This window comes from Actinoplanes derwentensis, from assembly GCF_900104725.1.
In the GTDB taxonomy this organism is placed as follows: Bacteria; Actinomycetota; Actinomycetes; order Mycobacteriales; family Micromonosporaceae; genus Actinoplanes; species Actinoplanes derwentensis.
Window position 1 is genome coordinate 7,576,041 of sequence record NZ_LT629758.1, and the last position, 24,730, is coordinate 7,600,770.

Here is a 24,730-nt window from a genome sequence, read left to right on the forward strand (position 1 = left end):
GGCCGTTTGTGGCCATATGGTCGCCTGGGTCTTGGTGAGTGGGCGCCGGGTCGCGGTGTTCGTGGGGTGGGAACGGGCGGCCCGGCACTGGCACCGGATCCGGCTTATCTCGAAGCCGGCGCGTGGGGTGGGCGTCGGCTGGTCGGGTGGGCCGGAGTTCCGGGCTGAACTGAAACGGAAATGCGAAGCCCGGATTCGTAGGATTGGGCGGCTATCGGAAGAACGTCCGGGAAGCGGCTAGGCGGCTTCGCTGGCGCGGTGATTGGTGACGATCTGTTCGATCTGTCGGGATGTGCTGGACGAAGCGTTCCGCACGGTTTCCACGATCACCCGGGCCAGGGTGTCCGGGTTCCATTCCCGGCAGGCCTGCTGGTCCAGGCGGAGCCCGACGAGGCTGCCGGTGGCGTCCACAGTGGCGTGCACCACGCCGTTCTCGGATTCGGCACTGACCTGCATGGTCGCGAGGCTGCGCTGAAGTTCGTCCACACCGGAACGAAGTTCCTCGTAGCGCCCGTAAGTGTCTGCCAGGTCGGTGCGCAGCAGGGATTGGTCGGCTGTTTCAGTCACGGTTTTTCCTTCGCTCGCCGCGACAGGGGGGCGATGTGACAATACCCAAGATCGGCGACGTTGCGTATTCCGATAACTTCGTAACGCACATGTAAAGAGAACCTTATCGAAATATCTCGCTCTAAAGTGATGACACGACTCCGTTTTGTGATTACTCAGCGTGATCAATGACACGTTCGTCATTTGATTACGAGCGTGAAAACTGGCGCGCTCACTAGGGCGGAAACAGCCACTGTGGAGGATCCGGTGCGCGTGACCGAATTACTGTGAGTGCGGAATGGGAAGCGCCGGAACCGTACCGGCGACACGAAAGCCCTCTTGCAAAGGGCCGCCGGTGTGATCCAACACAGCTCGGACCGCAGCGAGAAGAAGCTCCCGATCGTCGCCCGTCAGCACGGCCCGATGCCCCTCGACGAGACGGCCGGGAAGCCCTGGATCGACCTCCGCGAGCCGGCGCGGCAGCCACTTTCCGCGCGCCGACCAACGATTCTCGGCCAGTAGAAGCAGATCGGAGGCGGACAACACGATCGTGGCCGCCAGATAAGCGACCTCGACCGGATCGGTGGCGCCGCGCAGATCGTCCAACAGGTCGGTGACGAGGTACCGCTGATAGTCGACGGCGGCGGCTCCCGGGTCCGGCGGCCCGGCGGCGAGTAGCGCGACCGCCTCGGCCTGATAGATCTCCGCCAAAGCGGTCGGCGATTGCGGCCCGGCACCGGTTCGGGAAGCACTCCGCGAGACACCGGGGAGGAGTGGATCCGGTTCGTCACCGGGCTGCGGAAGAACCAGGGGGACGCCTTCGGCGACCATGCGCAACAGCGGGGTACGTCGCCGCGAGGCATCCAGTCGCCAGTAGTGCCGTAAGGACTCCGGGGTCTGCACGAACCACTCGACGAGCTGGCCGGAATGCCGGGTGGTCTCCCGGAACGGGGCCGGCGGACCGTCGAGGACGACCACCACGTCCAGGTCGGACCATCGGGTGCGCCGGGCGGTCGGGGCACTGCCACCGAGAAAGGCGGCGTGCGCACTCGGGAACCGGGCGGCGACGAGCTGGGCAGCGACTTCCACGGGATCGGTCGACACGGCCACACCATGACACGCGGGCGGCGTCGACGGCGCGATGCGGCTCGGGAAGCGAGCGGCCCGGCTGAACAAAGCAGGTCAGCCGGGCGGCTACCCGGGCGAGACGGCCCGGCTCAAGCCAAGGCCGGGTCGTCGGCTCAGTCGAACAGGCCGTGCAGGAAGCTGCGGCGACGGTAGTGGCCGTGGTGCCCCGCGTGCCGGTAGTGGCCGTGGTGACCGTAGGCCGGGACGGCGGGTGGGTAGGCGTTCGGCCGCGGAGCCCCATACCCGGGCGGCGGGGGCGGCGGCGCGTAGCCGGGCTGCTGCTGGTGGTGGATGGGCTGCTGGTGCGGGGCGGGCGGCGCAGGAGGGGGCGGGACCTGACCGCCCTGCGAACGGTTGAAGGTGGCCTCGGCGGCGAAGAGCTTCTCCAGCTCACCGCGGTCCAGGAAGATCCCCCGGCACTCGGTGCACTGATCGATCGTGACACCGCTGCGCTCGTACACCCGCATCTCGCCGTGACACTTGGGACAGGTCATATGCATTTCAACGACGGTACAAGGCGGTGTCTCCCCGTGCAGCCGAAGATGCGGCCGAAGTCGCTGTGTCCTTGCTGAGTGCCAGGGCGAAAAAGACCAGTGCGGCCGGGTAGAGCAGGTATCCGAATCGTGTTGTCGGCATCAACAGGATCGCGGTGAGAAGTCCGTATCCGCAGAAGAAGGCAGCGGACCGGGCGGTACGTGGCGGGCGGCGCAGCAGCAGGATCCCGATCACGACGGCCGCGAGTCCGAGCAGGCCCATGGCGAGGTAGCGCCCGCCCGGCTCGATCTGGGAGATCAGGTAGCCGGGGAACGGGGACTGCGCGGGGCTGGTCACCAGGCCGTGCCCCAGGGGGAACCGGAGCACGTTCTCGATCAGTGCGTCCGGGTCGACCAGCAGCGGCGGGACCAGGGCGAGCAGCGGCAACCCGAGGGCACCCGGAAGCAGCCGCCACGACCGGGTGAACAGCGCGAACACGACCAGCACCGCGACCACCGGCAGGGCGAACAGTTTGCACGCGGCGGCGAACCCGACGGCTACGCTGGACCAGCCGAAACGACCGGCTCCGGCTAATGCCAGCGCGAGCAGGCACAAGGCCAGAACCGGGATGTCGTCCCCGCCGGTGGCGAGTGTCAACGCCGTCACGGGGAGGACGGTGGCGGCTTGCAGGGCCCGTACGGAACCCGGCGTTGAACGTACGAAATGAAAAGCCGCAGCCAGCGCGCTGACCGTGACCACCGCGAACCAGATCCGGGCATCGGTGAACCAGAACTCGCCGGCGAGCGCCCGTGGCAGGCCGAAGATCGACATGCCGGGTTGGTAGGGCCGGTAGCCGAGAAGGCGCTCGTCGAGCGGGATCGCGGCGATCTCCGCCCGGCTCAGGTAGGGCGTGCCGCTGTGCAGCAGCGACTCACCCATGTGCTCGACGACCAGCACTTCCTCCTGAGCCCGGTCGGTGCGCCCACCGGCCCGCTGCACCGCCTGGATCACCATCGGCAGCAATGCGACCGCGCCCCAGGCGGCCCAGGTCAGCAGTTCACGACGCCGCACCAGGTAGACGAGCAGGGCGGCGGCCAGATAACCACCGGCCGCTACCGCACCCCACGCCCGATGCGGCAGCAACGTCGAGGTCAGCGCGGTGACCAGGGCGAAGACCGCGGAGAGCGCATAGAAGAGCAGGTCGACGGCCCGATCCGACAGCTTGATCACGCGGGCAAGTTTGGCAGACGGCGGGCGGGCAGGCGGACCACCGATCCCTCGTCGTGCAGGGCCACCGCCAGAATCCCGGAACCGCGCTGCAGGATCGTCAGGAATCGGGCGGCGGAGTAGGGCCGGGCGAACAGGTGTCCCTGCCCGGCCAGGCAGCCCAGCGACCAGAGGGCCCGGCGTTGCGGTTCGCTCTCCACGCCTTCGGCGACCACGGTGAGATTGAGGTTGCGGGCCAGATCGACGGTGGTACGGATGACCGCCGCGGCCTCCGCCGAGGTCTCCACCCCGGCCACGAACTCCCGATCGATCTTGAGTTGGTGCACCGGGATCCGGGACAGCACCGACAGTGACGAGACCCCGGTGCCGAAGTCGTCGATGGCCAGCCGGATCCCGGCATCGCGCAGCTCGGCGAGGGTGCGCTCGACCACGTCGAGCTGACTGACGGTGAGCGTCTCGGTGAGTTCCAGGACGAGCCGGTTGGCCGGGGCGTCATGTCGCGCCAGCATGGCCAGCACCGCCCCGGGAAAGGTCGGGTCGAGCAGGCTCCGTGGCGACACGTTCACCGCGACCGGCAGATCGAAACCGGCTTCCCGCCAGCTCTGCCGGGCGATCAGTGACTGTTCCAGCACCGCGTCGGCGAAGGCCGGCAGTTGCCCGGACCGTTCCACCGTCTCCAGGAACTGCACCGGGCTGAGACTGCCCTGCTCGGGATGGTGCCAGCGGGCCAGGGCCTCGGCTGCCACCACCTCGCCGGTGCCCAGGTCGACGATCGGCTGGAAGTCGACGATGAACTCGTGTTCGGCCACCGCCCGCCGCAGCTCTCCGGTGAGCATCAGCCGGCCCAGGTCGGCGGTGTCCCGGGCATGCGCGTAGACGAAGGTCTGCTCGCCGGAACGTTTCGCCTGGTACATGGCGATGTCGGCGCGGCGCATCAGCTCTTCCACGCCGCCGGTGCCGGCGGCCAGGGCGATGCCGCCGGCTGCCTCGACGGTGATCCGCATGCCCTCGACCTCGATGTCGGTCTCCAGCGCGGCGAGCATGCCGGTGGCCCGATGCCCGGCCAGCGCCGGTGTGGGCAGGCCGGTGAGCAGCACCGCGAACTCGTCACCACCGAGGCGGGCGACCAGGTCACCGGGGGCGGCCGAGTCCCGCAGCCGGGCGGCCACCTGGCGCAGCACCTCGTCACCGGCCGCGTGCCCGAGGGTGTCGTTGACTTCTTTGAAGTGGTTCAAGTCGATCATCAGCAGTGCGAACAGGCCGGAGTGCGAGGTGGCCCGGAACAGGTGGTCGGCGTGTTCGTACAGGCGGCGGCGGTTGGCCAGGCCGGTGAGCGGGTCGTGGGCGGCGGCGTGGGCGTTCTCCGCGGCGATACGAGCCAGTTCGGCGTACGCCTGGGCGTTGCGGATGGCGGTGCAGATCGCGGATGCGAAGGTACGCAGTTTGTACTGTTCGACCTCGGTGAGCCGGACCGTCCCGCCGAACCGGAGCCGCAGCACCCCGACCCGGACGCTGCCGTCGTGGGCGATCAGGTCGACGGTGGTCTCGTCGGGTGGCGCCAGGTTCGTGGCCGGAATCGGACCGTCGGCCAGGACCTGGGACTCGGTGGCGCGGACGGTGCGAGCGGCCAGGTCGATGGTGGCCTCGGCGGCGGAGAAGATCTGTGCCGCCCGGGTCGTCGCTGAGTGCAGGACCTGGGTGAGGTCCACGGCGTTGAGTTCGTCGGTCGCTTTGGCCAGGCGCTGCCAGGACTCGCGCTCCTCACGGGTCCGGACGCTGCGGGACTGCCACAGGTGCATGCACACCACAACGAGCGGGACGCACAGCAGGAGCAGCGGGTTCGTGCCGGTCGCGAGCACCCCCACGACGAGCAGGACGGCGACCAGTTCGCCGAGGTGCAGGATGACCTTGCTGGCCCAGTCGTGCAGCGCCACCTGCCACAGGCCGACTCCGGTGGCGGCGGACAGCACCGGCACGAAGGCCAGATGGTCGATCACGATGAAGGTGACGAGGGCGACCACGATCGCGGCCATCGGGAAGGACGGGTCGGTCAGATCGCCTCGCACCCCGAAGGCCAGGAAGACCATGGCGGCCGCGCCGGTGGTCAGGGTGTCCTTGGCGACGGCGAACACGGTCTTCTGCACGCCGACCCAGGTCAGACAGCGGATCACCAGGGTGGCGGCGATAGCGCAGAGCACCACCCAGGGTGCCGGTACCAGAGTGAGCCCGATCAGGACCGGAACCTCGCCCCAGGTGTTGCTGTCGACGTTGGACTGCACCCGGACGTAGACCCGGACCCGCTTGGCGATGATCAGGGCGCCGCAGAGGCCGGCGAGGACCAGCGGCTGCGGGGTGGGGACGGGTTCGCGTAACGCGTACGCCGCGAGACCGGCGACGGCACAGACCCCCAGAACGACGACGAGACCGACGAGCAGCCGGAGCCGCTGATCGGTCACGTTGTCGACGTTTCGGTCTTGAGACATCAGGTCCTTGTCGTCGCCGAGTGCTATCGCATCGTCGCTCAAGGACAACGGTAATTCATAGGGGTTTGACGTTCAGGCCCACTCTTTTTCGCCGATCATGGCTTTTCTCCTTTTTGTGATGTTTATTGGCGTTGACGGAGAAAAGTTATGCCGCGAGTAGTGTCTGTTTCAAGTGGATCGTGTCGCTATGCGCAGAATGCGAGAACCGTACGGGATACCGTTACGGAAAGTTTCTGAATGGAAACGCAATGCAATTGAATCGCGTCCTTCGGCAATGCTGAATTCTATTTCCGATGTCCCCTGAGCTGTATGGACGAAGCGTGAACGGCCTAGAACTAAGCTCCCGGTATGACCCGACTCACCCATGTCGACGAGGCCGGTGCCGCGCGGATGGTGGACGTTTCCGCCAAGGCGGTGAGCGACCGCCGGGCCGTCGCCGCCGGCCGCGTTCAGACCACCGCCGAAGTCATCGAACTGCTCCTCCGTGACGGCCTGCCGAAAGGCGACGCGCTCGCGGTGGCCCGCCTCGCCGGAATCATGGGCGCGAAACGGACGCCCGACCTGATTCCGCTCTGCCACCCGATCGGCCTGCACGGCGTCAAGGTCGAGCTGGAGACCACCGCCACCACCGTCGAGATCACCGCGATCACCAAGACCGCCGACCGCACCGGCGTCGAGATGGAGGCACTCACCGCCGTCGCCACCGCCGGCCTCGCGATGATCGACATGATCAAGGCGGTGGACCCCGCGGCCAGCCTGGAAGCCATCCGGGTTCTGCGCAAAGAAGGCGGCAAAACCGGCGATTGGGTACGACCGGAGAACCGGCCGTGACCATCACCGCACGAGTGATCGTCGCGTCGAACCGCGCGGCCGCCGGGATCTACGCCGACACCAGCGGGCCCCGCCTCGTCGCCGGTCTCCGCGACCTCGGGTGCGAGGTGGGCGAGCCGGTGGTGGTACCCGACGGGGACCCGGTCGCCGACGCCCTGCGCACTGCCGTCGCCGACGGTGTCGACGTGGTGCTGACCAGCGGCGGTACCGGAGTCACCCCCACCGACCGCACCCCCGAGGCCACCCGCGGGTTGCTCGATTTCGAGATCCCCGGCATCGCCGAGGCGATCCGCGCCCACAGCCGCGACAAGGTGCCGGCCGCGGCCCTGTCCCGGGGACTGGCCGGAGTGGCCGGGCGCACCCTGATCGTCAACCTGCCCGGCTCCACCGGCGGCGCCAAGGACGGCCTGGCAGTCCTGGCTCCACTGCTGTCCCACACCGTCGACCAGATCCGGGGCGGCGACCACTGACCAGCGTGGTGATCTGGGGTTCGATCCGAACCGCAAGCCACCACGCTGAAGTGGCGAAGGGCCGGCGTGGTGACCTGGGGTCCGGATCGAACCCCAGATCACCACACTCGGCTACTGCGGTCACGGTGGGGACGGTTCCGGGCGATAGGCTTTCGCGGTGACCGAGTCGACCCCTGTGGACTGGGAACTGGCGCGCACGCTCGCCTATCGGGCGGGCCTGTCGGCGACGGGTGGCGCAGAGCAGATTCCGCTGGGTGAGGCCGACGGCCGGACCCTCGCGGAGCCCCTGCGCACCCTCACTGACCTGCCCGCCTTCCCGACTTCGAGCATCGACGGATGGGCCGTGCGCGGTGCCGCGCCGTGGCGCCCGGTCGGCCGGGTGCTGGCCGGTGGCGCTCCGGAGCCGCTGACCGAGGACGGCACCTGCGTCGAGATCGCCACCGGCGCGATGGTGCCGGACCACACCACCGCCCTGATCCGCGTCGAGGACTCGGTCACCGGCGCCGACGGGCGGGTCTCCGGCGAGCCCCGGACCGGACCGGTTCCGGACGGCCGGCTGCCCGGCGAGGAGGCGAGACTCGGTGAGGAGCTGTTCCCAGCCGGGACCCCGGTCGATCCGGCGGTCATCGGGGTGGCCGCGACCTGTGGATACGAGTCGCTGTCGGTTTACCCCGTACCGCGCGCCGCCCTGTTGGTCTTCGGCGACGAACTGCTGACCTCGGGTGTGCCCGGGGCCGGCCGGGTGCGTGACTCGCTGGGCCCGCAGGTGCCGTCCTGGCTGCGGCGGTACGGCGCGACCATCGGCACCGTGACCGGCCCGGTCAAGGACACGCTCACCGCACACGTCGACGCGATCCGGTCCGCCCTCGACACCGCCGACCTGATCTGCACCACCGGCGGCACGATGAACGGCCCGGTCGACCACCTGCATCCGGCGCTGGCCGAGCTGGGCGCGACCTACCTCGTCAACACCGTGGCCGTGCGTCCCGGCTTCCCGATGCTGCTCGCCCGGGTGCCCGGTCCGGACGGCCGTCCGCGCTTTTTGGCCGGGCTGCCCGGCAACCCGCAGTCCGCGGTGATCGCCCTGGTCACGCTGGTGGCCCCACTACTCGCGGGTCTCCGGGGCCGGGCCTTGCCGCCGCTGCCGACGGTGACCGCCGGCAGCGACGTGGCGGGCCGTGGCGACTTCACCCACCTGGCGCTGGCCGCCCTGGACCCGACCGGCCGGACCGCTACCCCGGTCGGCCACGTCGGCTCGGCCATGCTGCGCGGTCTGGCGAACGCCCACGGCTTCGTCGTCAACCGGCCCGGCACCCGGACCACCGCGGGCGATCCGGTGCCCTTCCTGCCCCTTCCGCTGACTCCCGGGGAGCGCCCATGACCACCCCGACCCCCATCGCGGCACCCGGCCCCGAAGCGACTGGTCCGGAAGCGACTGGTCCGGAAACGCCTGGCCCGGCTGTCACCGGTTCGGTGACCCTGGTCGCGGTCCTTGACGAGACGCTGGACCTGGCCGCGCACGAGGAAGCGGTGGCCGACCCGCGGGCCGGTGCCGTCGTCTCCTTCCAGGGCGTCGTCCGCGACCACGACCACGGGCGCGGCGTGACCCTGCTCGAATACGAGGGCCATCCCAGCGCGGCCGCGATCCTGCGCGAGGTCGCCGAGGAGATCGCCGCGGACCCGGCGGTCTATGCGGTGGCGGTCTCGCACCGGGTCGGCACTCTGCGGATCGGCGACGTGGCACTTGTCGCATCGGTGAGCACCGCCCATCGCGCGGCCGCCTTCACTGCCTGCGCCCGCCTGGTCGACGAGGCCAAGGCCCGCCTGCCGATCTGGAAGCGCCAGGTCTTCCTGGACGGTACCGAAGAGTGGGTCAACTGCCCCTGAACTGGGCAGACTCGTGCTCGAGAAGAGCGGCGAAAAAACTTTCTCGGATGACACAACCGGAACAGTGCCGACTGGCGTTCTCCCGTCGAGACACAGCGAAGCACAACATTTCGGGAGTAATCATGAAGAAGTTCCCAGTTCTCGCCGCCGTGACCGTCGGCCTCGTGGGCGTCCTGAGCGCGGTGCTGCTCGGCCAGTCCGCGCAGGGTTCCGTCGTGCCGAACGCGCCCGCCGCCCAGCCTCCGGCCGTCGTGGTGTCGGCTCCGGTCGAGGCGATCGACGCGGGTGACAGGTCGCTGACCTACCAGCAGTCCGGTTCCACCGTGACGGTCTCCCGGGACGGCACCGCGATCGCCGCCCTCACTCTGCAGAAGCAGGACTGGACCGCCGGGTCGGCCCACCTCGAACTGCAGGTGACCGTGGAGCGCACCTTCACCGTGGACACCGACCGATTCCTGGTCTACGACGTCGAGGGCGGCGAGAACGGTGTGGAGAACGCGCACACGGTTCGCTGGGAGCCCGGAACGCACACCCTGGTCCTCGACTTCGAGGCCCGGAACCGTCCGGCGGCCGCCGGTTGGGTGCCGCAGGACGGCGAGGGCGGCGCAGCGGTCTGGGAGCGGACCGCCGGCTGAATGTGACCCGCGTTACACACAACCGCTTGGTCGATCGCTGCGTCCTGTTAGCGACACCCCGGACAGGCCAGGAATGGAAGCGATGCACGCCGACCTTGAGGAAAGGTTTCGCGCGATGGTAGCCGCGGAACACTTGCCGCTGCGCCGCTTCGCGCGGTCCCTCACTCGTGACACCCATCGCGCCGACGATCTGGTGCAGAGTGCGATGGAGAAGATGTACGTGGCCTGGCCTCGTACGCACAATGTCGCCGAGGCCGGCGCCTACCTACGGACCATCGTGATCCGTCAGGCCGTGAGCGAGAGCCGCCGGCCGTGGCGGCGGGAGTACAGCGCCGAGGTCCTGCCGGATGCCGGCCAAGTGGACGGCGTCCCGTCCGCGATGCTGCGGTACGACCTGGCACAGGCGCTGACCACCCTTACCGTCAAACAGCGGGCGATCGTCGTGCTGCGTTATGTCGAGGACCGCGGCGTCCAGGAGGTCGCCGAGATGATGGGCATCGCACCCGGCACCGTGAAACGGCAGAGTGCCGATGCCGTCGCCAAGCTGCGCCGCGTCCTCGGTGAGGACTTCGCCGACGACGCCCCCGAGAACCGCCCCGGTTCACCCACCGTCACCGCGACCCCCGGAGGTAACCGATGAGTTTCGATGACTCCCCTCGCTCCGGGCGGGGGCTCTCCGAACACCTCAAACGCCTCGACGCCGGGGACCATAGCCCGCCGTCCGCGCTCGACATCGACGGCATCGTCCGTGGTGGTCGGCGGCGCCGGCGGCGGCGTACCGTCGCGCAGGTCGCCGCCGGGATCGTGATGCTGGCGGGAATCAGCGGCGTGGCCCTGCTCAACCCGGGCCAGCGCGACGTCCCGGTCCTGCCGCCCGCGACCAGCGCGCCGTCACCGGTACCGGCGCTGCCCCCGGTGAACGCCTCGGACCGGGCTCTGGTCTACCAGCAGTCCGGCGAGACGGTGACCCTGACCAGGAATGGCACCGCAGTCGCCACGGTCGCCCTGGCCGATGCCACCTATACCGCCTCGTCCGCTCACGTCGTGCTGACCATCACCGCCCAGCAGCCCCTGGTGGTGGACACCGGCCGGTTCATCGTCTACGACGACAACGGCGGTGAGAACGGTGTCGCCACCGCGCAGACGACCCGATTCGAACCCGGCGTCCGGGAACTGACCCTGGACTTCAGCACCCGGGCTCGCCCCGCAGCGATCGGATGGGTACCCCAGGACGGCGAGGGTGGGGCGGGGGTCTGGGAACGCCCCTGACGGCTCAACCCCCTCGGGGCAGGGGGATGGCGGCCCGGCGCCGGGTGGGGCTGGTGGTGGCCAGCGGCGGTGAGGCGTGCCGGGACGGCAGGATGTTGACCAGCAGGATCATCGTCGCCGCCGGTACGTTCCAGACAAGTGACCAGGCCGGGGTGGCGACCACCGTCAGGTAACCGAACGCGGCGGCCACCAGGTACCAGGTTCCGGCGAGGCGCGCCTGCCGCGGTAGGCGGGCGCTGCGGTGCCGGCGGAGGCCGGTGTCGGCCAGGATCAGGACGGCGGGCAGCATCCACAGGCTCTCCGCGGCGGTGCTGGCCGGCCCGGTGACCGCGACGGTCAGCCCGACCAGGGTGAACGCGGCCACCTCGTCGCCTTCGGTGTGTGCGGACCGGGCCCGGATCAGGCCGACGGCGAGCAGCAGGATGCCGAACGAGAACCACACCAGGACCGGCGGGGCGGGGAAGCCGTAGAGCCGGGCCATCACACCGGCCAGGGACTGGTTGCCGGGGTCGCTGATCGGGGCGGGCCGGTCGAGTTCCCACATCGTCGTGCCGTACCAGGCGAGGGTTTCCGCCGGAGCCACCAGCAGGGCGGCGAGGATGACCGCCGCGGCCGTGGCCAGGGCGGTGCCGGCGGCCCGCCGCTGCCGGGTGATCACCAGGTAGATCACGAACAGCAGCGAGGTGGCGCTGAACGTGACGGCCAGGCCGGTGCCGAGTCCGGCCCACGAACCACCGGTCCAGATCCGGCGGAACGGCCCGGGTCGCGGCCGGGTGATCCCCGGCCGCGAGGTTCCCTGATGGGCGGCCCCCGGATGGGAGGTTCCGGGGCGGGACCAGCGCCGGGAGATCGGCAGCCGCCGGAGGGCGGGGATCCCGGCCAGGGCACGGTGCCGGATCCGGGCGGCCCGGCGGAGTGCCACCAGGTCGACGGCGACCAGGGCGACGATCAGCAGTTCGGGCCGGCCGAGACCGATGACGGCGCGGACCGGTTCGGCCAGCAGAGCCAGAGCGGCGACACCGAGTACGAACGGAGTACGCCGCTGCCCGTGACGGCGGGCCACCGGTCCGGCGACGATCAGGGCGACGAGCAGGAGGGCGGCGGTTCCGGCCAGCGCCAGCAGCCAGCCGGCCCCGTGCAGCGGCAGCAGGGCTAGTGGGGTCAGCAGGATGGCCAGCGCGGGCGGCAGGGTGGTGCCGGTCTGCGTGCCGGGGTCGCGGTACGTGTAGAGCCCGTCCCCGTCCAGCCAGCCCCGGATCGCCTGGTGGTTGACGGCGAGCGTGCTCAACTCGTACCAGCGCAGGCAAAGGGTGATGATCGCAACCGTGACCAGGACGCCCAGCGCGACCCATCCTGATCGCACGCGCTTGTTGTTCGCCGGCATGCCGCGACCCCCGTCTCGTTACCGGGCACGGCATAGCCTGCCGGTTCGTCCCGCCTGCCTTGGCGAGGAGCGAAGAGCGAGGAGCGGCAGGTCGTAGCCGAGCGGAAGCGAGCTTGGGCCCCTCGTCCGCTTTAACGCAAAGGCCGCAATAAGGTTGTTAGCCGGGCAATTTGCGCGCAGTGGCGGCCGAGAGGGTGGCGATCCGGGCTTCCCGCTTGGCGGTACGCAGTGCCCGGCGAGCCGTCCGCCGGCTCCGTTGCACCGCGTGTGACGTGCGGTAACGCAGTCCGGGACGGCCCTCGGTGTCGGCCGCCGCCAGCAGCAGCCCGCCGAGCAGACCAAGGTCCCGCAGCACCTGATCGCGGTTGTCCCGGTCGGACAGGGTGTGCGCCACCAGGCCGGTGGCCAGGACCGCGGCGGCCGGCCTGGTGAAGCGCCCGGTGGCCAGAGCCAGACCGGCCAGCACGTCGGCGACGGCCTTCACCCGGACCAGAGTGACCGGGTCGGTGGGCAGGCGTGGATCGGCTCGCTCCAGGAACGGCCGGGCCCGGTCGGCGAGCGGGCGAGCCGCCTCGGCCCGCTTCTCCGGCTGAGCCAGAGTGCGGACGCCGTCGAGCACAAAAATCGATCCGAGCATGGCGCGGGCAGCGGTGCGTACGGGCCTCATGTCCTGGTTATACCCGCAACTGGGCCCTCACACCGGCTGGGTTCGGAGGTACCGGCCGAAGTGCGGGACGGTGAACGCCACGGTCCCTCGCTCGCCCGAGTAGATGAGTCCCTTTTTGATCAGCGCGTCCCGAGCCGGGGACAGGCTGGCCGGCTTACGCCCGAGCGAGACCGCGATCTCCGAGGTCGGCACCGCGGCGTCCATGTCGTTGCCGGGGTCGTCGGAGAGCGCCGCCATGGCCCGCATGTACTCCCGCTCGGCCGGGGTGGCCCGCTCGAACCGGGAGCCGAAGAAGCCGACCGCCAGCTCACCCTCGGCCTCCGGCGCGGCCACCCGGACGTCGGCGGCGGTGATCGGTGACTGCGGCGCGTGATCCCAGGTCGCCTTGCCGTACGCCTGGACGAAGTACGGATATCCGCCCGACTTCTCGTACAGCAGATCCAGGGCCTCCTGGTCGTAGTCCACCCCCTCCCGCTCGGCCGGCACCCCCAGCGCGAGATCGGCGGCGTCCCGGTCCAGCCGGTCGATCCGGGCATAGCGGAACAGCCGCTCGGAGTACGACTTGGCGGCCGACAACACGGCCGGCAGATGCGGCAGCCCGGCGCCGACCACGATCAGCGGCGCCCCGAGCTGCGACAACTCGTGACACGCCGCGCAGAGCGCCGACACGTCGGTGGCACTCAGGTCCTGCATCTCGTCGATGAACAGGGCGATCCCGGTGCCCACGTCAGTGGCCAGCGAAGCGACGTCGGTGAACAGCTCGACCAGATCGATCTCGATGTCGCCGGAGTCGGCACGACCGCGAGCCGGGGGTACGTCGATGCCGGGTGTCCACCGGTCCCGCAGCTTGGCGTTCTCGTCGTTGGCCCGCAGTGCGAACGCCTTGAGCACGCCCAGCACCTCGTCCACCCGATCCGGGTCCCGATGGTGCGGGGCCAACTCACGGATCGCCATGTGCAGCGCGCCGGAGACCGGGCGGCGCAACGACTGGTCCGGCCGGGCCTCGATCTTGCCGGTGCCCCAGAGCCGTCCGATCGCCGCCGAGCGCAGCGTGTTGAGCAGCACCGTCTTGCCGACGCCGCGCAGGCCGGTCAGGACCAGACTGCGCTCGGGGCGGCCGCGGGCGACCCGCTCCAGGACGATGTCGAAGGCGTCCAGCTCGCGGTTGCGCCCGGCCAGCTCGGGTGGTCGCTGACCGGCGCCGGGGGCGTACGGGTTGCGCACCGGATCCATGACGTAGCACCGTATCACTACGTCTTGAGCACTCTACGGAATCAGCTAGATTCTGCTAGACGGGCTCATACTCGCGGAGGCACAGGACAAAATCGACGTCGTCGTACTCAGTGTCGTAGTAGTACCACTTGGTATATTTCGGGACCTTCGCGCATTTACCGACCGCGTCCTTCTCGCCGGTGGTGCGGCCGTCGATGCGCTTCAAGATCTCGTACGTGTGCGCCGTGCACTCGACGATCCGCAGCTCCGGTTCGGCGTTCGTACCCTCGTTGCGGACGCACTGGCCCTTCGCCGCGAAGCGCGCGTCCTCACTGGTCTGCGGCCGTGGCACGTGCACGGCCGGAGTCGTCGCGGTGATCGCGGCCGGTTGCTCCGGCTCCTGCTTGTCACCCAGCACGAACCAGGCGACGGTCGCCAGCCCTCCACCGACCAGCACGCTCAGCACCGCGACCATGGCACCCATCGCGAAACCCCGCCGGGGTCGCTGCCGGTTCTCCCGCACCGGGGCCGGGGGCGGTTGTGGTGCCGCCGCGTACTGCTGCTGATGCGGAATCCAGGACGGATCCTGCCCGACCCAGGGATCGGAGGCTTCCGAGTACTGCTCCTCGGGGCTGCCGCCCTGCTGCCACGGTTGAGCAGGGTACGGCCCGTTCTGCGACATCGGGGGTTCCTCCAGAAGCGGTCTACGCTGCCTGCCACCGTAGCGTGCGGCGGGCAATCGGCTACCTTTCACGTTCGTGTCGTCACACTTGGTGATCTTGTCGATGCTCTTCGGCGCAGCGGCCGGTGCGTTCCTGCCCCGGATCGCGGACCGGCTGACCGTCCCCTTCGGAACGCCGGCCCGCACGGCGTGCGACCGATGCGGGCGCCCATTCCTACCTGGAATCCCCGGGTGGGTCCATACTGGACCGTCCTGCTGTGTCCGCGGGCACCGGCCGGTCGTCACGTTCGCACTGCTCGCCGGGTTTCTGGCGGCGCTGCTCGGGCCGGTGCCGCAACTTCCCGTCCACCTGCTCGCCGCCGTCCCCGGCCTGCTGCTGGCGATGATCGACCTGGGTTGCCTGCGGCTGCCCGACCGGCTGGTCGGAGCGCTCGCGCTCATCGGCGGCATCCCGCTCGCCCTGCTGCTCCCCGGCCGGATCGTTCCCGCGCTGGCCGCCGGGCTGCTGGTCGGCGCCACCTATCTGGTGATCGCCCTGCTACCCGGGCGAGGCCTCGGCCTCGGCGACGTGAAACTCGGAGCGACACTGGCGTTCCTGCTCGGATTCGCGGGCTGGCCGGCGGTGGCCGTCGGTTTCGGCACCGCCCACCTGCTCAACGGCGCGATCGCCGCCTGGTTGCTGGTGACCCGTCGGGGAAGGCCGATCCCGTTCGGGCCGGCGCTTCTGTTCGGCTTCTATGCGGGCCTCGGCACGTCCGTCACAGCAATCTGAGTTGACGGTCCTTCGGCCGGGCCGGGGCAGCCTCGCCCAGCCTCTCGAAAAGTCCGGAATCGATCACGTCGAGGAACGGTGTCGGGGCCTGCTCCCGCTCCTTGCCGTGCCGGAACCGCGTCGCCGAATAGCTCACGTACAGCCGATCCTGCGCCCGGGTCAAGCCGACGAAGAACAGCCGCCGCTCCTCCGCGACCTCCTCCTCCGACGGCGCCGAACCCGGCCAGCGCAACGGCAACAGGCCGTCCTCACAACCGACCAGGAACACCACCGGGAACTCCAGGCCCTTCGCGGCGTGCAGCGTCAACAGGTTGACCGCCTCCGCCCGCGGGTCCAGCGCGTCCACCTCGGCGCCCGTCGCCAGCTGCTGCAGGAACATCGGCAGATCGTCGCCGACCCGCTCGGCCAGCGGCCGCAGCAACTCCACGGCGGCCCAGACGTCCTCGGGAGCGAGCTGATCACCGTCGAGCGTGGGCGCCGCGCACCGCTGGGCCAGCACCTGGCCGGCCGCCTTGATCCGGGCCACCAGCGGACCACTCGGTCCGCCCGCATGCCGCAGCTCCCGGGCGATCTCCGGGACACCGGGCCGGTCCCGCAACCGGTTGTGCGAACGCTTCTGCACCGGCACACCGGCCCGGGACAGCGCGTCGACGATCGGCCCGGACTGGGCGTCGGTGCGATAGAGCACGGCGATGTCAGCGAACGACAGATTGCCGACGGGTGCGTTGCGGGAGTCGACCCGGCCCGAGTCGAGCGAGCGATGGGAGAGACCCCCGACAAGCTCATCGATCGTACGAAGGACGAAGTCCGCCTCGTCGGAGACACTCCGCGCCGGGTAGCGGCCCACCAGAGCCGCCTCCGGGTCCAGCCGTGCCGGGTCCAGCCGCCGCCCGCTGACCAGCGTCGACGGGGCGATGGCCTGCACCGCCGCGGCCAGGATCGGCGCCGACGACCGGTAGTTGCGGGTCAGCCGGACCAGCCGGGCGTCCACGAAGTCGGCGTTGAAACGCAGGAAGTACTGCACATCGGCACCGCGGAACGAGTAGATCGCCTGATCCGGGTCGCCGATCGCGCACAGGTTGCCGTTCGGCGGACTGAGCAGGCGCAACAGCTCGTACTGCAGGTCGTCGACGTCCTGGTACTCGTCCACGAAGATCCACTGCCAGCGCTTGCGGTACTTCTCGACCAGCGCCGGATCGTTGCGCAGCAATTCCACCGGCACGCTGATCAGGTCGTCCAGATCCACCAGGTCCTGCTGACGCAGCAGCTTCCGGTACGCCGCGTCGTCCTCGCCGGCCTGCTCACGGGCCAGCGCCCGCTCCTGCTCGTCGGCGATCCGCCAGCCCGAAGCCAGCCCGGCGGCCTTCGCGTTCTCCTTCAGCATGATCAGGCCCAGCGAGTGGAACGTGCCCACCGTGATGTCCTCGGCCACGTCTCCGAGCAGCGCCTCCAGACGCTCCTTCAGCTCCGCGGCAGCCCGCCGGGTGAACGTGATCGCCAGACAGCGCTCCGGGAAGACGCCCAGTTCGGCACAGAGGTACGCCATCCGGTGGGTCAGCGTGCGCGTCTTGCCGGTCCCCGGGCCGGCGACGATCAGCAACGGTCCACCCGGTGCGGAAGCGGCCACCCGCTGCATCGCGTCGAGACGGTCCAGCAGCCCGGTGCCGACCTCCTCCATCCCGGCCAGCATCGGCTCGAACGGCTCGTGCGGGCTCGGCGGCGTGGCCAGCGGCGGCGGCGCCGGTTTCTCCTTCGCCGGCTTGGTCTTCGTCCTCGCCCGATCCTTCGCCGGCTCGGGCTTCGGCTTCGGCAGGTCGGCCGGGAAGTCGAAGAGTGTCTCGGTCTGTGGGGCGCTCTTGCGGTTACGCAGTTCACCCGGATCGAACAGGGTGATCACGCCGTACTCGCCGTCGTAGCCGGGCACCCGCCGCACGTCGCCGCGCCGCAACCGGGTGATCGCCTCCTGGAGTTCGTCGCCGCCCACCTTGCCGATCTCGTCGACCGGCACCTTACGCAGGATGTCCAACTCCGAGCCAAGCGTGGCGACCAGGGGGTTGAGCTGCGACTCGACCGTCTTCGACTTCGGGCCCACCCCGTGGATCTCGCCGATGATCTCGTGCAGCTGGATCAGGTGCTCGACGTGGTCGTTCTTGTGGAAACCGAGCGGGCGGTCGGCCAGATCCTCGATCCGGCTCAGCACACCCACGGTCAGCCCGCGGCCACACTCCGGGCAGCGGCCGTTCACGGCACGCGTCTTCGCCGGCTCCCAGTTCACCCCGCAGGCCCGGTGGCCGTCGGCGTGGTACTTGCCCTCCTCGGGGAAGAACTCCAGCGTGCCGGCCTGACCGACACCGTCGCGCACCGCGAAATAGTCCGGGGTGCCGGTGAACAGGGTCGCCTCACGGGCCAGAGCGGCCGGGGAGTGCGCGTCCGAGTTCGAGACCAGGCGGTACCGGTCCAGGCTGGAGACCCGCCAGTTCATCTCCGGGTCGGAGGAGAGGCCGGTCTCCACCGCGGTCACCTGATCGGCCAGGTCGGCGTAGCAGTCGGCGATCGCGTCGAAGCCCGATTTCGAACCGAGTGCGGAGAACCACGGCGTCCAGATGTGCGCCGGGATCAGATAACCGCCCGCCTCCAGGGTGATCTCCAGGAGGTTCCGCGAGTCCAGACCGAGGATCGGCCGGCCGTCCGCGGTCAGGTTGCCGATCCGGCCCAGCGCGGTGTTGATCTTCTCGACCGTCGCGAAGTCCGGTGCGTAGAGCAGATGGTGGACCTTGCGGGTCTTGTCATCCCGCTTGTAGATCGTCGAGATCTCGACGCTCAGCATGAACCGGGCGGGCGTGGTGCCCCGCAGCGAGCCCGGCAACCGCTTCGTCACCGGCTTCTCGTCGGCGAGCCGGAACAGGCCCGGCTCAGCGGGCTCCAGGCTCTCCTTCAGATGCTCGAACCATGCCGGGTGGGTGAAGTCACCGGTGCCGAGCAGGGCGATGCCCTTACGCCGGGCCCACCACGCCAGGTTCGGCAGCGTCAGGTCACGGCTGCAAGCTCGCGAGAAGCGCGAATGAATGTGCAGGTCCGCGACATATGTATCCGTGCTGACCTCCACACCTCGCATCCTGTCACGACCGTCGGTCTCGCCACGCTTCGCCACGCTCAAACACACTTACCGATCTTGATGGGTTACGCCACTCGTAATTCGATGACAGTGACCTGCGGAGGCGCTCCTACCCGAACCGGCGGACCCCAGAAACCCGCACCGTTGGTCACATAAACCGGCACGCCGTCCACCTCCCCGAAGCCGGACACTACCGGCTGTTGCAACTTCACGAGCATGTTGAACGGCGCCATCTGACCACCGTGCGTGTGACCGGAGACCTGCAGGTCCACCCCGAACGGCGCGGCGTCCCTCGCGGCCACCGGCTGATGGGCCATCAACACGACCGGCCGGGTGGTGTCCCGGTCGCCCAGCGCACGGGCGTAATCCGCGGGGTCACCCTGCTGCGCACCGGTCAGGTCGTTCACCCCCGCCAGGTCCAGGCCGTTGATCGCGACCCGCTCGTTGCGCAACGGCCGGATCCCCAGGCGGTCCACTTCCTGAATCCACTCCTCGGCGCCCGAGTAGTACTCGTGGTTGCCCGTGACGAAGAACGCCCCATGCCGCGACTGGATGTCCGCCAGCGGCGCGGCGAACCGGCCCAGCTCGGCCACACTCCCGTCGACCAGGTCGCCGACGACACAGACCAGGTCCGCGTTCACCGAGTTGATCACCTGAACGATCCGGCGTGCGTGATCCACCCCGGTCAGCGGGCCGATGTGAATGTCCGAGACGACCGCCAGCCTGGTCCCGTCCATGGCCCGTGGCAGCTTCGGCATCGGCATCGGGAACCGGTCGATCTGCGGCATTCCGGTCGCGGTCTTCACGCCGTACCCGGTGATGCCGGTAGCCGTCAGACCGGCGAAGATCGCCGCCCCACGAGCCAGCAGCAGCCGCCGCTCAAGCCCCGGACGATCGTCATCCGCCGGATCCCCGCCCTCGGCGGCAGCTGTCGCCCCCGGGCCGCCGGTAGCTGTCTCCTCCGAGCTGCCGCTGACTGTCTCCCCCAGGCCGCCGGTGACCGTCTCCCCCGCGCTGCTGGTGACTGTCGAGACCACTGACGTGCTCGGCGCGATGGCTGATTCGGTTTTCCGGGCGCGGACCCACAGCCGGTCCACCAGCAGCTGAGGGATCTCCAGCACGGCCAAGGTCACCAGCAGGTAGAACATCACGGCGATCCAGAGATAGCCGGGCCACGCGAGCCACCGGAAATAGCCGGCCCGAACCCCGACCAGAGTCAACGGGGCCAGGACGGCGAGCAGCAGGACGACCGCCGTGCCGATCCGGCGGGAGATGCCCGGCCTCAACGGATCCCGGACGAGTCGCTTCCACAGGTACAGGTGGATCAAGCCGATGACGAGCAGAACCACCACGATGAACGACAACGACCCAATCCTCCCCAAGCCGGCCACCTCGTGACCGCGCCCACCTCACAGCTTGCCCGACCCAGTCTCCCCGACGGCCCGGGATCCCCGGCCGCGGTGCACGACCACGCCCCTCAGGCTGGCGGGGTGGGCCAGTGATCGGTCAGGAACCGGGCGAGCAGGGCGGCGTGCGACAGCGGGCTCGACGTGTCGGCCGGGTCGCCGTTGGTGGTGTAGTCGAGCAGGACCACGGTGCCGCTCGCCATCTCGCGCAGCCGGTCCACCAGATCGGGAACCCGGTGCTCCAGCACCCACCGATAGGTCGGCAGGTAGATCTGCCAGCGGGCCGTCCGGTAATCCAGCAGGGTCGCGCCGTGGATCCCGGCCCGGTGCCCGAGAACCTGGCCGTGCCGCCGGACCGTCCGCTTCAGCCCGGTCATCGAGGTCACCGACAGTTTCCCGGGATCGACGTCGGACTGCTCGAACACCTTCAGCGCCTGCCAGACGCCCTCCACCGAGGCGGCGACGATCCCGGGCGTGAGCGGCACCGGAATCCCGCCGTGCGGATAGAACGGGCTGAGCCGCACCCACGGCTCGGCGGCCCGGGAGGTCACGTCGACGACGGTGGCCCCCGGAAACGCGGCCCGAACCGACTCGGGCTTGCGCCGCCGACTAGCGACATGAACCGTCACAACCAACCCCCCTCAGGCCTCGCCCACATGCTGCCCGAGGGGTATGACAAGAACGCCACGCAGCCGGTCTACCGTCAGCCGCCGGCGAAGGGTGGGAGCACGTCGATCGTGGCGCCCGCCGGGAGTGGAACCGTGCGGTCATGGCAGGCGAGACCGTCGACCAGGAAGCTCGCCGCTTTCAGGACCAGGGCCAGCCGCTCACCGTGCCGATCGGTCAGCACCTGGATCAGGTCGTCGAGGCTGGCCGCGGAGACCGTCTCGCTGGACGTGCCGTTGGCGGCCGCGCGGGCCCCAGCGAAGTAGCGCACCGTGAGCAATGGGCTCAACCTCCGATTGCGGACATGGGCCGGGCGGGCTGGAGGAACTTCGGGTCGTCGATGCCGTGACCGGCGCGTTTGCCCCACATGGCGGTCCGCCAGGCGTCGGCGATCGCCGAGTCGGAAGCGCCGTCCCGGAGCAGTTTCCGCAGGTCGCTCTCGGACGTCGCGAAGAGGCAGTTGCGGACCTGGCCGTCGGCGGTGAGTCGGGTCCGGTCGCAGTCGCCACAGAACGGCCTGGTCACACTGGCGATGACCCCGACCCGGGCGGGCTCTCCGGCGGCATCCACGTGATCGGGGATCAGCCAGGTCTCGGCCGGCGCTGTTCCACGTGAAACATCGTCCGGCTGAAGACCGAAGGGCTCCAGCGCGGCCAGGATCTCTTCGGCGGTGACCATCTCGTGCCGGTCCCACTGGTGCTGGGCGTCCAGCGGCATCTGCTCGATGAACCGCAGCTGATAGCCGTTGTCCAGGGCGAACCGCAGCAGAGCCGGGGCTTCGTCGTCGTTGACCCCGCGCATCAGCACCGTATTGATCTTCACGGGCGTGAGCCCGGCGTCCACCGCGGCCCGCAGGCCGGAGAGCACGTCGGCGTGCCGATCGCGCAGCGTCAGCTGATGGAAACGTGCGGGATCCAGCGTGTCGAGCGAGACGTTTACCCGGTCGAGCCCGGCGTCGCGCAGGGCCACGGCCGTCCGGTCCAGCCCGATCCCGTTCGTCGTGAGCGAGAGTCTCGGCCGGGGCGTGAGGCCGGCCGCTTCGGTGACGATGCCGACCAGGCCCCGCCGGATCAACGGCTCACCGCCGGTGAACCGGATCTCGGTCACCCCGAGCTGCTCCACCGCTATCCGGACCAGCCGTTTCACCTCGTCGTCGGTGAGCTGTTGCGGCTGCGGCATCCAGGCCAGACCTTCGGCGGGCATGCAATACGTACAGCGCAGGTTGCATCGATCCGTCAGCGAGACACGGAGATCGGTGGCGACCCGACCGAAGCGATCGAGCAGCGGGGCGTTGGGCACACCTCGAATCTATCCGCTTCCGATGACAACTGCCGTCACGCGTGCCGCCCTGTGGACAACGCGGTGGCCACGGCGAGTACCGCCGCCCGGTATCCACTGCCGAACGCGGCGGTGTGCACCAGTAGGAGGTGCAGCTGATGCAGCGGCACCCGATCGCGCCAGCCGTCGGCGAGCGGCCACGTCTCCTGGTAGGAGGCGAGGATCAGATCCAGATGCGGTACGCCGCCGAACAGCGCGAGGGTGGCCAGGTCGGTCTCCCGGTGACCACCGTGTGCGGCTGGATCCACCAGCCGTACCCGGCCGTCGGCTCCCCACAGCACGTTGCCGGGCCACAGGTCGCCGTGGATTCGTGCGGGCGGTTCTTCACCCCCGTACCGGCCGATGGTCTTGATGATCTCCTCGACCACCGCGATGTCGGAGCCGGAGAGCGCACCGCGATCGGCGGAGATCTCGAGGTAGGGCGCCAGTCGCCGGGCGGCGAACCATGGGCCCCACTGCTGATCAGGGGTGTTGTCGAGCGGGAGCGGGCCGATGAATCCAGGCCGGTCGAGCCCGAACCGGTCGGCGCCGGCGCGGTGTGTCTCGGCGAGTTCGCGGCCGAAGCGTTCGGCGGCCCGGCGGGACGGTTCACCCGGTTCGATCCACTCCAGCGCGAGCAGATCGGGAAGAGCGACGATCACTTCCGGTACGGGTACCCCGCCCGCGTCGCGAAGCCAGTCGAGTCCGGCGGCCTCGGCCGGGAACATGCCGTCGGGTGCGGTTCCGCCCGGCCAGGTCTTCGCGAACAGCGATGCTCCGTCGTCCAGCGTCAGCCGGCTGGCCGTGCAGACTCCGCCGCCGCCGACCGGCGTCTCCCGGATCCGCTGGTGGGTGAGAAATGTCGGTAGGTGCTGGGGGTGCGCGCGCAGGTACGCCAGGTCCACGCGCCTATCTTGCGCTTCCGGTGACGGACGTCTCCATTCCGAGGCAAGATGGCGTCATGACCCCTGTCGTCGTGCGCTCGTACCGGCCGAGTGATCACTCGGCCGGCCGCCGCCTCTGGGCGGAGCTCAACCGGCAGCACAACGAGATGTACGGGGAGCACCGGGACGACGGCGGCGCGGGTTTCGAGGAGTACCTCACCCGGCTCGACCTCTCCGGGCTCTGGGTGGCCGACCACGCCGACGACGGGGTGATCGGGATGGTCGGGCTGATCATGCGAGACCGGGCCGGCGAGGTCGACCCGGTCGTGGTGACCATCTCCCACCGGCACAAAGGTGTCGGCCGCAAACTTCTGCACCACATCGCTGACGAGGCGAAACGCCGCAATATGACGGCCCTGACCATCTCGCCGGAGTCCCGCAACGTGGACGCGATCCGCAGCCTGCACGCGGCTGGTTACGACGTGGTCTCGTCGATCGAACTGACCATGGACCTGGAGCGGCACACCCATGCCCGGCACCAGGAGGGCCTGCAACTCCACGAGTTGCCGTTCCGCTCTTGACAGCACCAGCGCCTGTGGACGAACCGGCGTGTCGTCCACAGGCACCGCATGCCGGCGCCCGGCCGGTCTTCCGGGGCGGCCACGCTGGCCGGCATGAGATTCGACTCCTCGCTCGTGGTCCGCAGCCCTGCCGAGCTGATCGCGGCGCTGCCCTACGTGATGGGTTACCACCCGCACGACAGCATCGCCCTGCTCGGTCTGCGCGGTCCCGACCTCACCTTCGCCGCATGCCTCGACCTGCCGCCGCCCGGCCGTGACGAGGTCGGCGCTGCCGAGATCGGTGCCCGGGACATCGTCGACGTGATCCGCAGGCAGAGCCCCGAGATGATGGTGATCGTCGGATTCGGCCCGGCCCAGCGGGTTACCCCGGTGGTCCTCGCGCTGGTGGAGGCGTTACGGGCCACCGGCGTGCGGGTCCACGACGTGATGCGGGTCTGTGACGGGCGCTGGTGGTCCTACCTGTGCGAGGACCCGGTCTGCTGTCCGCCGGACGGCCGGCCCTGCCTGCCGCTGGACAGCGTGATCGCGGCCGAGGCCACCTATCGCGGTCAGGTCGCTCTGCCCAGCCGGGCCGCGCTGGCCGCCCAGCTGGCGGCTGTCGACGGCCCGGCCCGGGTGTCGATGGCCGCGGCTACCGAGCGGGCCCGGCTGCGCTTCCGCGAACTGGTGAAAGGGCTGGCGGGGAAGGCCCTTGCGAAACGGATCCGGATGACGGGGCGGCCGGTCGTCCGGGAGGCGGAGAAGCGCTTCCGGTTCGGCGGGGTCCTCAGTGACGACGAGGTCGCCTGGCTGGGCGTGCTGCTCACCGACCGTGCGGTCGAGGATTACGCCCTCGACCGCACCGACGGCACCGAGTGGCGGATCCAGCTGTGGACCGACGTGCTGCGCCGGGTCGAGCCGGTCCACGTCCCGACACCCGCCTGCCTGCTCGGTTTCACCGCGTGGCGGCTGGGGCGTGGTGCACTGGCCCGGGTCGCGGTGGACCGGGCGCTGGCCGCCGAGCCCGGCCATGACCTCGCCGCGATGCTGCACCAGATCCTCGGGTTCGGGGTGCCGCCCGGGATGATCCGACGGGGATTGCGGAAATGACCGGT

25 protein-coding genes are annotated in these 24,730 nt (G+C 69.8%); 10 read left to right on the forward strand and 15 right to left on the reverse strand.

Annotated features, from left to right (window positions below):
* Positions 1–237: 237 nt before the first annotated feature.
* From BLU81_RS33485 to BLU81_RS33505, 5 genes are all read right to left on the reverse strand, one after another.
* Positions 238–567, reverse strand: a complete 330-nt coding sequence (locus BLU81_RS33485) for a YbaB/EbfC family nucleoid-associated protein (protein WP_092550394.1) — start codon at positions 565–567, stop codon at positions 238–240.
* Positions 568–828: 261 nt separating this feature from the next.
* On the reverse strand, positions 829–1,650 hold the full coding sequence (locus tag BLU81_RS33490; protein ID WP_157751879.1) for a nucleotidyltransferase domain-containing protein: 822 nt from the start codon (positions 1,648–1,650) through the stop codon (positions 829–831).
* Positions 1,651–1,787: 137 nt separating this feature from the next.
* Positions 1,788–2,174, reverse strand: coding sequence for a TFIIB-type zinc ribbon-containing protein (locus tag BLU81_RS33495; protein ID WP_373873254.1), 387 nt, complete (start codon positions 2,172–2,174; stop codon positions 1,788–1,790).
* Between the two features lies 1 nt (position 2,175).
* On the reverse strand, positions 2,176–3,378 hold the full coding sequence (locus BLU81_RS33500) for a glycosyltransferase 87 family protein (protein ID WP_231953624.1): 1,203 nt from the start codon (positions 3,376–3,378) through the stop codon (positions 2,176–2,178).
* The gene (locus tag BLU81_RS33505; protein ID WP_092557999.1) at positions 3,375–5,858 is read right to left on the reverse strand and encodes a putative bifunctional diguanylate cyclase/phosphodiesterase; all 2,484 of its coding nucleotides are present in this window, start codon (positions 5,856–5,858) and stop codon (positions 3,375–3,377) included. Before BLU81_RS33505 ends, BLU81_RS33500 begins: the two co-directional genes overlap by 4 nt.
* Before the next feature lie 348 nt (positions 5,859–6,206).
* Here BLU81_RS33505 and moaC point away from each other — a divergent pair, with 348 nt between their 5' ends.
* The 7 genes from moaC to BLU81_RS33540 all read left to right on the forward strand — a co-directional run bounded on the left by moaC (position 6,207) and on the right by BLU81_RS33540 (position 10,950).
* Positions 6,207–6,689: a cyclic pyranopterin monophosphate synthase MoaC gene (gene moaC / locus BLU81_RS33510; protein ID WP_092550406.1), complete on the forward strand. Its 483-nt coding sequence runs from the start codon at positions 6,207–6,209 to the stop codon at positions 6,687–6,689.
* Positions 6,686–7,159, forward strand: a complete 474-nt coding sequence (locus tag BLU81_RS33515; protein WP_092550410.1) for a MogA/MoaB family molybdenum cofactor biosynthesis protein — start codon at positions 6,686–6,688, stop codon at positions 7,157–7,159. Before moaC ends, BLU81_RS33515 begins: the two co-directional genes overlap by 4 nt.
* A gap of 157 nt (positions 7,160–7,316) precedes the next feature.
* Positions 7,317–8,540 carry a molybdopterin molybdotransferase MoeA gene (locus BLU81_RS33520; protein WP_092550413.1) on the forward strand — a complete coding sequence of 408 codons (1,224 nt, stop codon included), beginning with the start codon at positions 7,317–7,319 and terminating at the stop codon, positions 8,538–8,540.
* Positions 8,537–9,046, forward strand: coding sequence for a molybdenum cofactor biosynthesis protein MoaE (locus BLU81_RS33525; RefSeq protein ID WP_231953625.1), 510 nt, complete (start codon positions 8,537–8,539; stop codon positions 9,044–9,046). The genes BLU81_RS33520 and BLU81_RS33525 overlap by 4 nt, the downstream gene beginning before the upstream one ends.
* Positions 9,047–9,168: 122 nt before the next feature.
* Positions 9,169–9,681, forward strand: a complete 513-nt coding sequence (locus BLU81_RS33530; RefSeq protein ID WP_092550419.1) for a hypothetical protein — start codon at positions 9,169–9,171, stop codon at positions 9,679–9,681.
* 82 nt (positions 9,682–9,763) lie between these two features.
* Positions 9,764–10,321, forward strand: a complete 558-nt coding sequence (locus BLU81_RS33535) for a SigE family RNA polymerase sigma factor (RefSeq protein ID WP_269460939.1) — start codon at positions 9,764–9,766, stop codon at positions 10,319–10,321.
* On the forward strand, positions 10,318–10,950 hold the full coding sequence (locus BLU81_RS33540; protein ID WP_092550425.1) for a hypothetical protein: 633 nt from the start codon (positions 10,318–10,320) through the stop codon (positions 10,948–10,950). Before BLU81_RS33535 ends, BLU81_RS33540 begins: the two co-directional genes overlap by 4 nt.
* Positions 10,951–10,954: 4 nt before the next feature.
* Here the strand turns inward: BLU81_RS33540 and BLU81_RS33545 are convergent, their stop codons facing one another.
* The 4 genes from BLU81_RS33545 to BLU81_RS33560 all read right to left on the reverse strand — a co-directional run bounded on the left by BLU81_RS33545 (position 10,955) and on the right by BLU81_RS33560 (position 14,895).
* Complete coding sequence (locus BLU81_RS33545; RefSeq protein ID WP_231953626.1) at positions 10,955–12,313, reverse strand: glycosyltransferase family 87 protein; 1,359 nt, start codon at positions 12,311–12,313, stop codon at positions 10,955–10,957.
* A gap of 178 nt (positions 12,314–12,491) precedes the next feature.
* Positions 12,492–13,001 (reverse strand): DoxX family protein, encoded by a 510-nt coding sequence (locus BLU81_RS33550; RefSeq protein ID WP_092550431.1) that lies wholly within the window; start codon positions 12,999–13,001, stop codon positions 12,492–12,494.
* A 27-nt stretch (positions 13,002–13,028) separates the two neighbouring features.
* A complete protein-coding gene (locus tag BLU81_RS33555) occupies positions 13,029–14,234 on the reverse strand; it encodes an ATP-binding protein (RefSeq protein WP_092550434.1) in 1,206 nt (401 codons plus the stop codon).
* 55 nt (positions 14,235–14,289) lie between these two features.
* The gene (locus BLU81_RS33560; RefSeq protein ID WP_092558001.1) at positions 14,290–14,895 is read right to left on the reverse strand and encodes an LppU/SCO3897 family protein; all 606 of its coding nucleotides are present in this window, start codon (positions 14,893–14,895) and stop codon (positions 14,290–14,292) included.
* A gap of 76 nt (positions 14,896–14,971) precedes the next feature.
* On the opposite strand from BLU81_RS33560, the gene BLU81_RS51000 reads away from it, so the two are divergent.
* Positions 14,972–15,667, forward strand: a complete 696-nt coding sequence (locus tag BLU81_RS51000; RefSeq protein ID WP_231953627.1) for an A24 family peptidase — start codon at positions 14,972–14,974, stop codon at positions 15,665–15,667.
* Here BLU81_RS51000 and BLU81_RS33570 read toward each other — a convergent pair.
* The 6 genes from BLU81_RS33570 to BLU81_RS33595 all read right to left on the reverse strand — a co-directional run bounded on the left by BLU81_RS33570 (position 15,654) and on the right by BLU81_RS33595 (position 23,076).
* A complete protein-coding gene (locus BLU81_RS33570; protein ID WP_092558005.1) occupies positions 15,654–18,782 on the reverse strand; it encodes a UvrD-helicase domain-containing protein in 3,129 nt (1,042 codons plus the stop codon). The genes BLU81_RS51000 and BLU81_RS33570 overlap by 14 nt on opposite strands.
* A 65-nt stretch (positions 18,783–18,847) precedes the next feature.
* Positions 18,848–20,146, reverse strand: a complete 1,299-nt coding sequence (locus BLU81_RS33575) for a metallophosphoesterase (protein ID WP_092550437.1) — start codon at positions 20,144–20,146, stop codon at positions 18,848–18,850.
* 113 nt (positions 20,147–20,259) lie between these two features.
* Positions 20,260–20,817 (reverse strand): DUF6939 family protein, encoded by a 558-nt coding sequence (locus BLU81_RS33580; protein WP_092550440.1) that lies wholly within the window; start codon positions 20,815–20,817, stop codon positions 20,260–20,262.
* A 74-nt stretch (positions 20,818–20,891) separates the two neighbouring features.
* Positions 20,892–21,134, reverse strand: a complete 243-nt coding sequence (locus BLU81_RS33585; protein ID WP_092550443.1) for a MoaD/ThiS family protein — start codon at positions 21,132–21,134, stop codon at positions 20,892–20,894.
* Positions 21,135–21,139: 5 nt separating this feature from the next.
* Positions 21,140–22,153: a GTP 3',8-cyclase MoaA gene (gene moaA / locus BLU81_RS33590; RefSeq protein ID WP_231953629.1), complete on the reverse strand. Its 1,014-nt coding sequence runs from the start codon at positions 22,151–22,153 to the stop codon at positions 21,140–21,142.
* A gap of 35 nt (positions 22,154–22,188) precedes the next feature.
* Positions 22,189–23,076 (reverse strand): fructosamine kinase family protein, encoded by an 888-nt coding sequence (locus tag BLU81_RS33595; protein WP_092550449.1) that lies wholly within the window; start codon positions 23,074–23,076, stop codon positions 22,189–22,191.
* Between the two features lie 56 nt (positions 23,077–23,132).
* Between BLU81_RS33595 and BLU81_RS33600 the strand changes: the two genes are divergently transcribed.
* Positions 23,133–23,636: a GNAT family N-acetyltransferase gene (locus BLU81_RS33600; protein ID WP_092550452.1), complete on the forward strand. Its 504-nt coding sequence runs from the start codon at positions 23,133–23,135 to the stop codon at positions 23,634–23,636.
* Between the two features lie 93 nt (positions 23,637–23,729).
* Entirely contained in the window at positions 23,730–24,725 is a 996-nt protein-coding gene (locus BLU81_RS33605; RefSeq protein WP_092558007.1) for a DUF4192 domain-containing protein, read from the forward strand.
* The last annotated feature ends 5 nt before the right edge of the window (positions 24,726–24,730 follow it).

Excerpts from the sequence above, each read along its gene's own strand:
- BLU81_RS33495 (WP_373873254.1), bottom strand. The coding sequence starts at position 2,174 with ATGCATATGACCTGTCCCAAGTGTCACGGCGAGATGCGGGTGTACGAG.
- BLU81_RS33505 (WP_092557999.1), bottom strand. The coding sequence starts at position 5,858 with ATGTCTCAAGACCGAAACGTCGACAACGTGACCGATCAGCGGCTCCGG.
- moaC (WP_092550406.1), top strand. The coding sequence starts at position 6,207 with ATGACCCGACTCACCCATGTCGACGAGGCCGGTGCCGCGCGGATGGTG.
- BLU81_RS33525 (WP_231953625.1), top strand. The coding sequence starts at position 8,537 with ATGACCACCCCGACCCCCATCGCGGCACCCGGCCCCGAAGCGACTGGT.
- BLU81_RS33530 (WP_092550419.1), top strand. The coding sequence starts at position 9,169 with ATGAAGAAGTTCCCAGTTCTCGCCGCCGTGACCGTCGGCCTCGTGGGC.
- BLU81_RS33535 (WP_269460939.1), top strand. The coding sequence starts at position 9,764 with ATGCACGCCGACCTTGAGGAAAGGTTTCGCGCGATGGTAGCCGCGGAA.
- BLU81_RS33540 (WP_092550425.1), top strand. The coding sequence starts at position 10,318 with ATGAGTTTCGATGACTCCCCTCGCTCCGGGCGGGGGCTCTCCGAACAC.
- BLU81_RS33550 (WP_092550431.1), bottom strand. The coding sequence starts at position 13,001 with ATGAGGCCCGTACGCACCGCTGCCCGCGCCATGCTCGGATCGATTTTT.
- BLU81_RS33555 (WP_092550434.1), bottom strand. The coding sequence starts at position 14,234 with ATGGATCCGGTGCGCAACCCGTACGCCCCCGGCGCCGGTCAGCGACCA.
- BLU81_RS33560 (WP_092558001.1), bottom strand. The coding sequence starts at position 14,895 with ATGTCGCAGAACGGGCCGTACCCTGCTCAACCGTGGCAGCAGGGCGGC.
- BLU81_RS33570 (WP_092558005.1), bottom strand. The coding sequence starts at position 18,782 with ATGCGAGGTGTGGAGGTCAGCACGGATACATATGTCGCGGACCTGCAC.
- BLU81_RS33600 (WP_092550452.1), top strand. The coding sequence starts at position 23,133 with ATGACCCCTGTCGTCGTGCGCTCGTACCGGCCGAGTGATCACTCGGCC.
- BLU81_RS33605 (WP_092558007.1), top strand. The coding sequence starts at position 23,730 with ATGAGATTCGACTCCTCGCTCGTGGTCCGCAGCCCTGCCGAGCTGATC.